This window comes from Methanomassiliicoccales archaeon, assembly GCA_038850735.1.
Lineage (GTDB): Archaea > Thermoplasmatota > Thermoplasmata > Methanomassiliicoccales > JACIVX01 > JACIVX01.
The window spans coordinates 137,282-151,043 of the sequence record JAWCLO010000002.1; the positions used below are offsets into that span (position 1 = coordinate 137,282).

The window sequence follows — 13,762 nt, forward strand, 5'->3', positions numbered from 1 at the left end:
GATCATAATTAGTTAGAGGCATCCTGTGTGGGATGTCCTCACCCATTGTCGAATTATGGAGGGTAGCTTTTGAAGGGTTCAAAAGCAGTTGTAGAATTACTCGAGCGACATGGCGTCGATGTGATCTTTGGTTTGCCAGGAGGAACGACAATCCCCCTTTACGACGACCTACTGGATTCCAAAATACGTCATGTGCTCGTTCGCCATGAACAATGTGCTGCACATATGGCTGATGGATATGCACGAGCAACCGGCAGACCGGGCGTGTGTACCTCAACATCTGGTCCAGGGGTGACAAATCTTGTGACTGGCGTTGCAACTGCCTACATCGATTCCTCTCCCATGCTCGTGATAACTGGACAAGTAGCTACCCACCTAATAGGTAATGATGCCTTCCAAGAAGCTGATTCTTTCAGCCTTATGATGCCCATAACGAAGCATAACTTCAGAGTTTTGGACCCCAAGGATATCCCAGAAGCAGTCAAGAGGGGATTTAAGATTGCAACAACGGGACGGTTCGGTCCTGTACATATTGACCTTCCTGTGGATATCATGCGAACAGATCTTCCAGATGAACTGCTTGAAAAGGAATTTTCAGTAGTAAGACCGGCTGAAGACTTATCTGAACTTTCCTGCGCGATCAAGATGATCTTAGAGGCGGAGAGACCTCTACTACTCGTTGGGGGCGGAGTGATTTGGTCAAATGCGAGCATGGAGGTTCTTCAATTGGCTGAAGCCCTGATGGCTCCAGTTGTAACTACGATCATGGGAAAGGGTGCTGTTCCGGAGGATCATCCATTATGTCTCGGCGTCATTGGCATGCATGGCCGAGAAGTTGCGAGACGGGCTTTTATGGAATGTGATGTGCTCCTTGCAGTTGGTACTCGATTTTCCGACAGAAGCGCCGGCAATCAGAGCGTCTTATCTGGAAATGTCAAGATAATCCATATCGATATCGACGCGGGCGAGGTCAGTAAAAGTCCTAGAACCCAGGTAAGATTGATTGGAGATGCCAAGAAAATACTGCGGCTGATCCTTTCGGGCATAAATGGATCGAGAAAAGACACAGCGTGGTCTCAGAGGATGAGGACAATGCGAGAGGAATGCGACTGTTGCATTGATATAGGAGGCAATCCAATCAAGCCTCAGAAGGTCATTCATGAGCTCAACACAATAATGCCAGATAATGCAATTGTGACGACTGAAGTGGGACAGAACCAGATGTGGGCAGCTCATTTTCTCAAGGTTCGTCATCCCAGGCAATTCATAACTTCTGGAGGTTTCGGAACAATGGGATTTGGATTTCCTGCAGCCCTTGGTGCAAAAATTGCATTTCCTGAGAAACCAGTTATTGATATTGCTGGTGATGGGAGTTTGCAGATGGTATTTCAAGAATTCGCAACCGCAGTGTCAGAGAATCTTCCCGTACTCGTATGCCTTATGAATAACGGTTGGCTAGGAATGGTGAAACAATGGCAGAAGTTATTCTGGCAAAAAAGATATTCCGGAACTGAATTAAAGAATAACCCCGATTTTATCAAACTTGCACAGGCTTTTGGGGCCGATGGCGTAATTGTCGAAAGACCTTCAGAGTTAAGAGAGGCTCTGGAAAAGGGATTAAAGTCAGATGTCCCGTTCATTGTGGATGTTCGTGTAGATCCTGAAGAAGATGTGTTGCCGATGATTCCACCAGGAGGTGGAAAAGAATTAGTATGGGGGCGATGTAAGTGGAAGTCTTGAGAATCACCGGAAAAAACACACAAAGCATTTTTCCCAGGGTAATTTCGGAACTCGTAAGGCGGAAGGTTGAACTACATAGAGTATTTTTCCATGGAGATGACGCTCATGTTGAAATGATTATTGAGGTCAGGAATTCGTCCTTGAATGGTAAGCTTTTACATGCTTTGCGTGCCATACAGGATGTAACCTCCGCTGACTACGTTGAAAATGGTCTCGGATGTCCTTGGGAACTTGATCCAAGAAATGAACTTGCTACGACGTTCACAAATTCAATGAGCAGTAATCGTCAAAAGAGTCATGTTTGAAACGAATCTTGTTTATATATCCCCATGCTTTATGGTGCAAAGCAAACATCAGGTGAAAAATATGGCAAAGATTTATCATGATAAAGATGCGGATCTGAATATTCTGACGGGAAAGAGAATTGCCGTTCTTGGTTATGGAAGTCAAGGAAGAGCCCAGGCCCTCTGCCTTAAAGACAGTGGCCTCAACGTTGTCGTTGGGCTAAGAAAGAATGGAAACTCCTGGGAACTTGCAAGGAAAGATGGCATGACTGTCATGGAAATGCCTGATGCCGTCAAGAATGCTGACATCGTAATGATGCTGCTTCCAGACGAAGTTCAAGGAGAAATCTACGAGAAATATGTCCTCCCAAATTTGAAGCCTGGATGTGCTCTAGACTTTGCCCATGGCTTTACTATTGTCTATAAACAGGTCATCCCCCCAAAGAATGTTGATGTTATCATGGTAGCCCCAAAGTCGCCAGGAAAACGTGAGCGTGAGCTCTACCTCGAAGGGTTTGGCGTACCCGCACTCATTGCCGTTGAACAGAACTATACAGGCCACGCGAAGGAAATCGTGCTAGCCTTAGCGAAAGGGATCGGCTCAACAAGGGCAGGCGTGATTGAAACAACCTTCCATGAAGAAACGACATCCGATCTCTTCGGAGAACAAGCCGTACTATGCGGTGGCGTCACTGGTCTGATCATCGCAGGCTTTGAAACGCTTGTGAAGAGAGGATATCAGCCGGAGCTCGCCTACTTTGAATGTCTCCATGAACTCAAGCTCATCGTAGATCTCATTCAGGCAGGGGGGCTTATACACATGTGGAAAAACGTCAGTAACACCGCTGAATTCGGTGGACTTACTCAGAGAGATTACATAATCACAGACGAAACGAGAAAGGCGATGGATAGAATGCTTGATAAAATTCTTTCTGGCGAATTCTCCAAAGAATGGATTGCCGATTGGAAGAACGGATTGAAAAAGATGAAAGAGCTTGAGAAACAGGAATCTGAAAGGCTAATAGAAGTCGTGGGCAAAGAAATACGATCCCTATTTGAAGTAAAGAAACCTGCTCAATAAGCATTCTCTCCCTTCTTTACTTTTTTGATCTCCGATCACAGCAAAGATTTTCTTCAAAAAAGTTGTTCTAAATGACACACACAGATTGCAGTTTGCTGCGATCTCCATTCAAGAGGAGGTTTGGTGAGTCTTGACAAAAAAAATCAAAATGATTACCCCAAATGATGAATATCTCATTGAACTCAATGACACAAAGACTGCAATGGAGATCTGGGATGCACTTCCCTTTGAAGCTTACACAAATGTGTGGGGCGCTGAGATTTACTTTGAAATTCCAATAGCTGCAGAATTAGAAAGAGGCAAAACGTTAATGGAAGTTGGCGAGGTTGCATTCTGGCCCGATGGTAATGCGCTTTGCCTATTCTATGGACCAACACCGGTGAGCCGCAGCAATAAGCCTGAAGCTATATCCAAGGTCACTCCAGTCGGCAGAATCCTCGGTGATCCGGGAAGACTAAAGAATGTCGGTGATAGGATGAGAGTAATCCTCGAGCGCGCATGAGTCAAAGTGTGTGATCTCAGTGTCTGCCTATGCACCTTTCAGTTCTTTCGCTTCAAAACATGCTGTCGGAACAATACTTGCTCCAACAACGGTAGGATCATTAGCCATTTCCCGTCACATTTGCGAGTACTTCAAAAATATTTCCGAGAAGCAGCGCATACTTTACGATCTTTCTAACAATTTTGCCCATTTCAATGATGGAGTTACGAGAGCCCGGAGTACCCTCATTGTCAAACGATATCGAGCCATAAGCACCAGGTATCGTTACGTCGTCGACTATTGTAACTCCATCGCTTGCAATCATTTTGCCTAAGATACCAGTCAAAAAAATTCGTCTCTTAACGACTTCATCGGCTTCTGCTGCATGATAGATAATTTCATGAACCATAAGACCTGATGCCTGGGGTCCATAATGCAGTCTAAATGGCCATTGGAAGGTTTTTCACTGAGAGCATATTTACTACCTCGATATCGGATTTTCTCCCCAAAAACTCAAGATCGTTCTCTTTAACAATCTCAAACCTACAAATGCCATCGAATCCTTCATAGTATGATTCCCTACGATTGCCGTTGTGTGCGATAGCACAAGCAATCTCTTTAGCACGCACTTCATCCCAGTTAACCTTCCTTCCAAAAGAATTTAAAAGCAAATTCTTTCGCACCTCGTCAAATATATAGCATTTGTATTCACAACTTTGCATTCAACGCGTTCAGACAAGATACTTGACTTCTTCGATTTTCTCTTCTATTGAAACTTCGAGTCGAGGAAGCTTAGCGTCTTATCTTACTTTAGATTTAATTGCTATCCTCACTAAGTTTTCGTATCAACCAGCATTTCCAAAACGAGCAACTTTAATCGCGTCCTCACACATTGGCCCAGTTGAATCACTCCTCGAAGTGGTTGATGATGCATATCCCCATTTTACTGCGATTCTCGCTCTCAAACATATGCCAGCAATCCTATCCACGCATGGAGAGTTGAGATTATCATCGACAATTCTGAACCTGCTAGATACAATTAATTAATATTTCACGTGACAGAAATTCCCTCTGTCTGCCACCAGCTAGTCAACCGCAAATTCCAATAAATCCTATACTCAAATCACCAACAACTCCCTTCGGGCCGTTGTCAGTATCTCACAGCCATCCTTTGTGACCCTGACGTTATCTTCGATTCTTATTCCACCCTTGCCAGATACATATATGCCCGGTTCTATCGTAAAAACCATATTCTCTTCTAGGACAAGATCGTTATCTTGGGATATCCTACCGCCGTCATGAACTGCGAGACCTATTGAATGACCCAATGAATGTACAAATTTGCCCTTATAACAAGTGGAATCAATGATCTTTCTTGCACGTGCATCAACATCCCTCGCCATGATTCCTGCTCGCATCATATCAATTGCAGATTGCTGCGCCTCGAGCACGATTTCGTACATTTCTTCGAATTCGAACAAAGGTCTCCCGAAGAAGTAAGTCCGTGTGATGTCTGAGCAATAACGCTTATATTTGGCTCCAAAATCGAACAAAGTACAGTGACCGATTGAAAGTTTGTTGTCGGAAGACAAATGATGAGGCTCTGCTGAATTCGAGCCAAATGAAATGATCGGATCGAAAGAGGGCGAAGTAGCACCCATTTTTTGCATCCTGTAGGAAATTTCCGCGGCTGCTTCGTATTCTGTTATGCCTTCGGTCAGAAAATTCGGTATTTCATCTGCCACCGCAGAAACAATCCTACAGGCTTTTCTTATTTTCTCTATCTCATCCAACTCCTTTACAAGACGGGTCTTTTCTATGGCGGATGAAACATCCACCTTCTCTGCCTCATCCAATAGTTTATTGATCTCTTTATAGTTCTTGACGGTGAGTGAGGAAAAGTTCAACCCAATTCGATTGATTCCTCTGAGCGATTCTTCAATCATCTTGTTTCGTTCCGCAGTCTTTTCGAATATCTTGAAATTTTGAAAAGCAGAGCGGGCACTCGCTTCTTCAAGTTTTGACGAAATCAATTCAGTGCTTCCATCAGGCCAGAGTATTAAACAGGAGCCCTCGAAAATGCCTGAGTCGAGACCAGTTACGTAAAAGAATGTAGAATCAATGTTTGGTTCAACATCATTCAGAATGAGAATTGCATCAATTTCCTCTGAAACGTTTGAAAAAATGCGCTTTACTTTCGAATTCATCGAATCACTCGTCTTGAAACTTCCTATGAAATTTATAACAGTTCCTATGCAGATTAAAATTATAGAAGGCAGGGGATGACTCTGATCGGATCAGATACCTATCCAGATATTTGTAATGATGCGCCTCAGAGCGGAAATTGCCGAAAGGGCTGCTAAATAACTTGTAGATGGATTGTTAGGAAATGGGACATTCTCTGTTGTCGAAGTGATTTCGCCAAATGATCCCTTGACTATAAGTGTATGCCTGTTCCTTTCGGACCTCGGATCACAGATGATCCTTACCTTCGTCTTATCAAATCCTACACCCAACAGACTGACGGTTGCCGCAACGTTCATGTTTTTTGGAAAGTTCGCAGCGGCTTCCCGGGCGGTTCCCTCAAAAACAATCATGGGTTCCTTAATTGCATCAAAGTCTATGCGTTTTTTCTTAAAGTATTCCACCGATTTGAGGCTATTTGGTCCTTTCGTGGTGACTAGTATCACCTCATCGATCTTGCCAGTTGATGCAGATCGGAGTCCGTCCGTGCCTGTTATCGCGCCAGACGGTACGTAAATTCGAGAATTCTTTTCTCTAGCTAGTTGAAAGCATTTGTCTCTGAACTTTTCGTCCGCGAATGCGCCAACACTTAACACCATCACATCAACGCCACGCTCAAGGAAAAACGGGACATAATGCTTTGCTGCTTCTTGGCTTGCGGCTTCAACAACGATGTTAACCTCCTTGGCAATTGAATCTAAATCCATTTCGGTATTTCCCACAGATCTAACTTTGCGAAGTTTCTTAACCAAATCGGCAGTACAGCCCCTGTTCTTGTCTGTAATATAAATTAGATCTACTTCGGGCATATTGTCGAGTGCCTTGGCAAGGGTACTTCCTATTGACCCGCATCCTATTATAAGAAGACGCATGCGGATTTTGAAATACCCGACTTTCTTTTAATTTTATTGTTGCTATTATTAAACGACTTTAGAAAATGACGATTTTGTGCACATATTCGTAGCAGTATCGCTAAATATGCACCGTACAAAAATGGTCATGGATCAAATACATTCTTCCCATGAATGGACCGGTATTAGATACTTTTTTTCAAATCGAAAACTCCACTGTGATGACTATACGCATATGATATCATCATAACTTGTACTCCTTTGCTCTTTCTGCCATGTCTGAAAGTTTTTTCTGAACTAAATCATTAATTGACCCTTTCTCGAATGTACCATCAACAAGCTTCCTTCCCGCAGCAACTCCTGTGAGCACTTCGATGCCTTCATCGACGGTCTTAACTGGATAAATGTGAAACTTTCCACTTCTCACCGCCTCTACGACCTCTTCTCTTAGCATAAGATTTTGTACATTGCTATGCGGTATGAGAACACCCTGCTTCCCTGTAAGTCCTTTATACTTGCAGATTTCATAGAAACCTTCAATTTTCTCATTGATCCCGCCTATCGCTTGGACCTCTCCCTTCTGGTTTATGGAACCCGTGACCGCAATGTACTGCTTGACAGGTTTTTCTGAAAGAGCCGAAAGGATAGCATAAAGTTCCGTGCTTGAAGCGCTGTCTCCGTCTACGCCAGAATAACTCTGCTCAAAAACAATTCTAGCGTTGAGGCTGAGTGGTTTCTCCCGTGCATAGCGGTCGTTGAGAAAACCGGTGAGAATCATGACTCCTTTCGTATGTAACGGGCCGCCCATTTGCGATTCACGTTCTATGTCGATGATTCCCTCACGTCCAATCCCAATGCTCGCGGTAATTTTGCTAGGCTTACCAAAAACATAATCGCCGATGCCCATTACCGCTAGACCGTTGACTTGTCCAACCTTTTCTCCATCAGTGTCTATCATTAGAAGATTTCTTTTTACAGCTTCGTTGATTTTTTCCTGAATCATGTTCGATCTGAAGACCTTTTCATCCAATGCCATACTAATATGTTCTTTTGTGATTACAGACGATCCGTCGCGTCTTGCGTAGTAATTCGCTTCTCTAACAACATCTGAAATCTCCGAAAATCTCGTTGATAACTTCTCCTGATGATCTGCAAGCCTCGAACCATATTCTATGATATAGGCAAGCGCGCCTCGATCCAGATGGAGAAGATGTTCTTTCTCACATAGAGTGCGAATGAATGATGCGTATTTCCTAATGTTTTCTTCATTCCTATCCATCGTCACATCAAAGTCAGCTTTTACTTTGAAAAGTTCTCTAAAATCCTTATCTAGCGCATATAGGATGTTATAGATATCTGGTTTTCCTATAAGGATGACCTTTACCTTGAAGGGGATCGGACTTGGACGAAGTGTTTTCGTAACTACATAACCCAACTTTGCGGCGGGGTCTTCAATTTCTATCATTTCATTGGCTATCGCTTGTTTCAAGCTCTCCCAGACAATAGGATCTCTTAGAAGTTCTTCGACTGGTAGAACAAGAAAGCCACCATTTGCCTTATGAGCTGATCCGCTACGAATCATTGTGAAATTAGTTACAAGTGCTCCGAATCGAGCCTCCTTTTCGGTAAAACCAAAGAGTCGCCCGTAGGTAGGATTTAGTTCGATCACTACAGGCGCGCCTTTCAATGCTGAATTATCGACAAAGAGATTTACAGCAAAATTTTTTAGCGGATCATCAGATGGTTGCAGCATAAATGGAATCTGCGGTTCTTTCGGTTGTCCTTCAAGGATGATGGGCAGATTTTCAATAATGTAGTCTCTTACCTCTAGTAAGTACTCAACCACATCCCTGGCGCCGCTAAATTCCTCTCGGAGAATGTCCAAAAATGGTTCCAGGGCAAAACTCGCGACTCTTTTGTTGAAATCTTTTACCATCTCCTCTGCTTTCTGTTCAAGGTTTCGTAGCGATCGCAAAATTCCAAAGATTTGGCTCTGAACCGCGCTTCTTTTTTCCTGAATTTGCTTCTGAAGTACAGAAGGGAGTCTCAGAAATTCCTCATCTGTAATTGCTTTGCCATTAATGACAGGCACGAGAACAAGACCGATCTGTGATTGTTGGAGAATGAATCCGCTTTCTTCGGCAGTTTTGTTCAGCTGCTTGCTCAATGTATTCCTCTCATCTTCCAACGATCTTAGCATTCCAGTCCGTGCTTTAATGTAGTCATCACTTTCAAATGCAAATTTAAGAGCAGCTATTACCGATGAGACGAACTTCTCCATTTCCCTTTTAAAGACGATACCCTTACCAGCTGGAAGTTCAATAGCCTTAGGTCTAGTCGGATCTTTAAAATTGTTCACATAACACCAGTCGCTCGGAACTGGTTTTGATTTGGCAAGCTCCTCAACAAATTCTACTACAGCTGTCCTTCTCCCAGTACCTGGAATACCTGCAACGTATATGTTAAATCCTCTTTCCGCAACATTGAGTCCAAACTGAAGTGCCTTGATTGCCCGTTCCTGACCAAGAATTCCCGAGAGAGCGGGCAAATCGGCTGAAGTCTTACATTCAAGAACATTCTCAGAACATACATTTCGACACTGAGATGCTGATAATTCTACAACCATGGTACCAACAACCTGCTTGCTCTGCATTTATCAATTGGTGCTTCTAATAAAAAAGCGTAACTCCCTTAATTCATGGTGCCCAACGCCGCACCAAACATTAATCGTTCCAATTAACGAATTACGACCAATTGATTCGATATTCGCATCAATTAGATTCATTTTTTATCAAGATCGCAAAGATTATCAGGAATTGTCAAATTCCTATCGCTAAAATATAGGGTAAAATTTAATATGAACATCACTCTAGCGAGGAGAAATGAGTCCAAAAACTAAAATTCCACGGTGTATGAGCACCCAACATCCCGACAACGTTAACGTGCCTTTCTTCGCCGAGAGCTCTGAACTCGGAGGAGAAGATGAGATCCAAGAAGCATATTATGTTTTTTCTCACTTAGGTTGCGATGAACAGATGTGGGATTGTGAAGGAAAGGAAGTTGACAATTTTGTTGTAAAAAAACTCCTTACAAAATATGATCTTTTCTTCAGGAATTGTAGAATAGGTAGGGATGTGTTCATAACTCCGAGAGTTCCTAATCCAAGTGTTGAAAGAGATGAAGCAAAGATTCTCCTTGAGACACTAGAAAGTATTCCACGATCATTTGACACCGCCAAACTGTTTTACAATGATGATATCTCTCCAATCTTTGAAGTCATACTGCCAATGACGTCCTCAGCTCAGTGTCTAGATAGAGTATACATATACTACAGAGATTTTGTTGTTGGAAAACAAGCAAAGCAATTTAAAAAAGGAGACATCACGATCGCAGAGTGGATTGGCCGTTTTGAGCCGGAAACGATTAATGTTATACCACTTTTCGAAGAACTTGACCATATGTTGAATGCTCACAGAATTACCAAAGAATACCTCGAAGACAAAGAAATAGAGCAACAAAGAGTTTTTCTGGCAAGGTCAGATCCTGCCATGAATTACGGCTTCATCACTGCCGTGCTTATCAACAAGATAGCACTCTTTAGGTTGCGAAAATTCGAAGAAGAAAGCGGGATCGAAATCTATCCAATTATTGGGATTGGCTCGGTACCTTTCAGGGGAGGATTTAGACCAGAAACTGTAGAAAGAGTTATTGATGAATATCCATCGGTTTACACTTTTACCATACAATCCTCATTCAAGTACGACAACCCGCCTGATAAGGTAAGAAATGCAATTGAAAAGATTAGAGACAGAAAGCCCGAGAAAGCAAAAGAGGTTGATGAAAAGAGGTGTCTAGAAATTGTTGAAAAATACTCGAGGGAATATAGAAATCAAGTTGCTCAGCTGGCAATGCTGATCAACGAAATGGCAAAATTCGTACCGAGCAGAAGAAAAAGAAAACTACACATCGGGCTCTTTGGTTATTCTCGAAACATTCAAGGAGTGAGATTGCCAAGGGCTATAACTTTCACGGCGGCGCTTTATTCGCTTGGACTACCTCCGGAAATACTTGGACTCAATGCTCTCAGTGATAGAGATCTTGAATTCATCAGGGAGACATTCGTTCATTTTGATGACTACATGAAAGATGCGCTAGCTTACCTAGATCCCGAATCTTTGAGTCTTGTGCATGCGAATTTAAGGGATGCTCTTGCCAATCTCGATTTGGACGTCTCACCCGATGAAACACATCTGGATTTAACCAGGGAAATGGTTGATATTCTAAGACATAGGTCAGGCAGAGACATGACTGAAATACTCATTCGCGCGGCATATCGTAGAGGTTTCTTAGGCTAAGCGTGTGCCCTCGAAATGCCTTATCGAAAATGGGCATCAGTTCACATATGAAAAAACTGGTACATTCGCAATTGAAGTGAAAATTCATGATTTGTTAGATTGCCCGCATGAACGCAGTGAATGTCGACGAAAGTTATTCTCTATGTATTATTTCTGCATCACGGCTTTTCATTTATCTCAAAGTTTCCACATTAGAATTGGTATAGCATCTGTATTGCAGGGGTGCTACAATCATGCATGCTTTTTTCATACCATATTTTTTATACAAAGTGCGAGTCAATTTCAATCGAGCAATCAATGGTATATGCGCACGCTTACCAAGAATCACCATCAATAACATCGAATCCCTTTTCAGCATCGCGCTTTCTTAGAACATCTGGCACGATCAGTTCAATGAGAACAACCTCCACGAACTCCCATACATGAACCCCCTTCCTTAGGCAACCGACCATTGTGTGATCGCCGCGACCAAGAGCACCATGTACATGAGCGAGAGGAATTCCTTGCTCATCGGGAAATACTGTTCCAACTGCCAATATTTCATGTACTCCCGAGAAAACAGATACCATCGGCTCGATTGGTCTTGCTATTCCGTCCTTTGGGCCTACAACTAGGCTGCCTTTTTTGGTTCCGCCCAAAACAATAAAAAAGGCTGATTTTACGCCATTTTCTCTGGCGAACCTTTCGATGCAACCGTGAATGATTTCATCGTCCTCAAGACGAATGACAAATATTCGCCCCTCTTTTGCCTCAACCCATTTCATAATATCATCTCCGAATGACGAAGGATTGAATTAAGTTGTCACGAATCTGTAAGAAGTTGAGATATTTTTGCGTCACGCTCTATGATCTTCAAATAGGCCAATCATGATATACACTCTTGACAGATTTTCTCAGTTATAGCTCAGAAAATATTTATTCCGTGGATGTAGATCGACGATATCTTAAGCTTATGTCAAACATTATATGCTTAATGCTCAAAGACCAGGAGAAACATTCAATCAAAAAATTGAAAAAATGAGAGAAAGAGAATGGTTTTCGTTTAATCTCCAAATTCCTCTTCACCAGCGCCGCTACCCTCTTTGCCCTTACCGCCTGCACCTGTCTTAGTCTCGCCCTTCGCGGCGATGACGTCATCGATCCTTAATATCATGATTGCCGCATCCGTTGCGGAATTGATCGCTTGCCTTCCTACCCTCAGGGGCTCGATGACGTTTTCCTTGAGCATGTCCGTGACCTTGCCGGTGAATACATTTACACCAGCGTGCTTCTCACCACTCTTGTGGGCCTTACGTAGCTCGATCAGTATGTCTATTGGATCGAGACCAGCATTCTCTGATAAAGCAGTCGGGATGACTTCCATAGCCGCCGCAAAGGCATCAATTGCAATTTGCTCACGACCGCTGACGGTAGCTGCATATTCTCTGAGCCGCATAGCCAGCTCGACGGCTGTCGAGCCACCGCCCGTAATCATCTTGCCGTCCTCTATTGCCACGGCGACGACATTAAGTGCATCATCAAGTGATCTCTCCATCTCATCTACAACGTGCTCTGTACCGCCTCGGACGAGAATGGATACTGCCTTCGGATTCTTGCAACCCTTTACAAATGTCATCTCATCTTCCTGGATTTTCCTGACTTCCACGAGATCCGCGGTCCCCAGATCGGATGGTTCAAGCTCAGTAAACTTGTTGACAATGTTTGCACCAGTGGCTTTTGCTAGCTTCTCCATGTCGGATTCCTTTACCCTGCGAACGGCAAATATCTTTTCCTTTGCCAGGAAGTGCTGTGCAAGATCATCGATTCCTTTCTGGCAGAATAGCACGTTTGCGCCAGCTTTCTTGACGCATTCCACCATTTTCTTAAGCATGTTTTCCTCTTCTGCGAGGAACGCTTGCATCTGCGACGGATCTGTAATTTGAATCTTTGCCTCAACTTCTGTTTTCTTGATTTCCATCGCGCCGCTGACTAGTGCAATCTTCGCCTTTTCAATTTTCTTTGGCATCGCTGGGTGCACAGGTTCCTTATCAATGATTATTCCTTTTATTATCTCAGTGTCTTCCATTGCGCCGCCTTGCTTCTTGACGATTTGGATGTTGTCTTTGAGGTCAACTACCCATCGCCCGTCTCTTTCTTCTGCAATTGTTGTAACAGCCTCGACTGCGAGATTCGCCAGGTGTTCCCTAGATGCTGAAACAGCCTTACTGATCATGGCCGTCATGGCGATCTTCTTCAATGTTTCCTTGTCGTCGTGCCTTACTGGGATTGCTAGAGATTCAAGAATTTCGACCGCTTTCTGCGAAGCCATTCTGTAGCCCTGTGCAATGATCGTCGGGTGAACATCAGCATCGATTAAGTCCTGCGCCTTTTTGAGTAGTTCTCCCGCAAGAACTGCTGCTGTGGTGGTTCCATCTCCGCATTCTTCGTCTTGCGCTTTCGAAACTTCAACAAGCATCTTGGCCGCAGGGTGCTGGACATCCATTTCTTTCAAAATCGTGACTCCGTCGTTTGTTATGACGACGTCGCCCATGCTATCAACCAGCATTTTGTCCATGCCCCTCGGACCCAAAGAGCTTCTGACTGCATCGGCAACGGCTCTAGCTGCCATTATGTTGTTGTATTGGGCATCTCGCCCACGTTCTCGTTTGGTACCTTCTTTAAGTATTAATATTGGTGTTCCTGCCATACCCATATACCCACCTCCGCAGGAATCCAATCCAACAGCG

At 43.5% G+C, this 13,762-nt stretch carries 12 protein-coding genes; 5 read left to right on the forward strand and 7 right to left on the reverse strand.

Annotated features, from left to right (window positions below; translation table 11 throughout):
* The first annotated feature begins 69 nt into the window (after positions 1-69).
* The 4 genes from ilvB to QW087_02125 all read left to right on the forward strand — a co-directional run bounded on the left by ilvB (position 70) and on the right by QW087_02125 (position 3,607).
* The gene (gene ilvB, locus QW087_02110; GenBank protein ID MEM2943519.1) at positions 70-1,740 is read left to right on the forward strand and encodes a biosynthetic-type acetolactate synthase large subunit; all 1,671 of its coding nucleotides are present in this window, start codon (positions 70-72) and stop codon (positions 1,738-1,740) included.
* Entirely contained in the window at positions 1,728-2,045 is a 318-nt protein-coding gene (locus QW087_02115) for a hypothetical protein (protein ID MEM2943520.1), read from the forward strand. Before ilvB ends, QW087_02115 begins: the two co-directional genes overlap by 13 nt.
* A gap of 31 nt (positions 2,046-2,076) precedes the next feature.
* Positions 2,077-3,105, forward strand: coding sequence for a ketol-acid reductoisomerase (ilvC, locus tag QW087_02120; GenBank protein ID MEM2943521.1), 1,029 nt, complete (start codon positions 2,077-2,079; stop codon positions 3,103-3,105).
* A gap of 148 nt (positions 3,106-3,253) precedes the next feature.
* Positions 3,254-3,607: a cyclophilin-like fold protein gene (locus QW087_02125; protein MEM2943522.1), complete on the forward strand. Its 354-nt coding sequence runs from the start codon at positions 3,254-3,256 to the stop codon at positions 3,605-3,607.
* A gap of 100 nt (positions 3,608-3,707) precedes the next feature.
* Here the strand turns inward: QW087_02125 and QW087_02130 are convergent, their stop codons facing one another.
* The 5 genes from QW087_02130 to QW087_02150 form a co-directional block, all read right to left on the reverse strand.
* Positions 3,708-4,025, reverse strand: a complete 318-nt coding sequence (locus QW087_02130; GenBank protein ID MEM2943523.1) for a metallopeptidase TldD-related protein — start codon at positions 4,023-4,025, stop codon at positions 3,708-3,710.
* A gap of 1 nt (position 4,026) precedes the next feature.
* Complete coding sequence (locus QW087_02135) at positions 4,027-4,308, reverse strand: hypothetical protein (GenBank protein MEM2943524.1); 282 nt, start codon at positions 4,306-4,308, stop codon at positions 4,027-4,029.
* Positions 4,309-4,704: 396 nt separating this feature from the next.
* Complete coding sequence (locus QW087_02140) at positions 4,705-5,793, reverse strand: Xaa-Pro peptidase family protein (GenBank protein ID MEM2943525.1); 1,089 nt, start codon at positions 5,791-5,793, stop codon at positions 4,705-4,707.
* 90 nt (positions 5,794-5,883) lie between these two features.
* Entirely contained in the window at positions 5,884-6,702 is an 819-nt protein-coding gene (locus tag QW087_02145; GenBank protein MEM2943526.1) for an aspartate dehydrogenase, read from the reverse strand.
* 223 nt (positions 6,703-6,925) lie between these two features.
* Entirely contained in the window at positions 6,926-9,307 is a 2,382-nt protein-coding gene (locus tag QW087_02150) for an AAA family ATPase (protein ID MEM2943527.1), read from the reverse strand.
* Between the two features lie 256 nt (positions 9,308-9,563).
* On the opposite strand from QW087_02150, the gene ppcA reads away from it, so the two are divergent.
* Entirely contained in the window at positions 9,564-11,036 is a 1,473-nt protein-coding gene (gene ppcA / locus QW087_02155) for a phosphoenolpyruvate carboxylase (protein MEM2943528.1), read from the forward strand.
* 314 nt (positions 11,037-11,350) lie between these two features.
* Here the strand turns inward: ppcA and QW087_02160 are convergent, their stop codons facing one another.
* Both QW087_02160 and thsB read right to left on the reverse strand, forming a co-directional pair.
* On the reverse strand, positions 11,351-11,800 hold the full coding sequence (locus QW087_02160) for a DNA-binding protein (GenBank protein ID MEM2943529.1): 450 nt from the start codon (positions 11,798-11,800) through the stop codon (positions 11,351-11,353).
* Between the two features lie 278 nt (positions 11,801-12,078).
* Positions 12,079-13,722, reverse strand: coding sequence for a thermosome subunit beta (thsB, locus tag QW087_02165; protein MEM2943530.1), 1,644 nt, complete (start codon positions 13,720-13,722; stop codon positions 12,079-12,081).
* Positions 13,723-13,762 lie beyond the last annotated feature (40 nt).

Coding starts and splice junctions, on each gene's coding strand:
- ilvC (MEM2943521.1), top strand. CDS start 2,077: ATGGTGCAAAGCAAACATCAGGTGAAAAATATGGCAAAGATTTATCAT.
- QW087_02125 (MEM2943522.1), top strand. CDS start 3,254: ATGATTACCCCAAATGATGAATATCTCATTGAACTCAATGACACAAAG.
- QW087_02135 (MEM2943524.1), bottom strand. CDS start 4,308: ATGCAAAGTTGTGAATACAAATGCTATATATTTGACGAGGTGCGAAAG.
- QW087_02140 (MEM2943525.1), bottom strand. CDS start 5,793: ATGAATTCGAAAGTAAAGCGCATTTTTTCAAACGTTTCAGAGGAAATT.
- QW087_02145 (MEM2943526.1), bottom strand. CDS start 6,702: ATGCGTCTTCTTATAATAGGATGCGGGTCAATAGGAAGTACCCTTGCC.
- QW087_02150 (MEM2943527.1), bottom strand. CDS start 9,307: ATGGTTGTAGAATTATCAGCATCTCAGTGTCGAAATGTATGTTCTGAG.
- ppcA (MEM2943528.1), top strand. CDS start 9,564: ATGAGTCCAAAAACTAAAATTCCACGGTGTATGAGCACCCAACATCCC.
- QW087_02160 (MEM2943529.1), bottom strand. CDS start 11,800: ATGAAATGGGTTGAGGCAAAAGAGGGGCGAATATTTGTCATTCGTCTT.
- thsB (MEM2943530.1), bottom strand. CDS start 13,722: ATGGCAGGAACACCAATATTAATACTTAAAGAAGGTACCAAACGAGAA.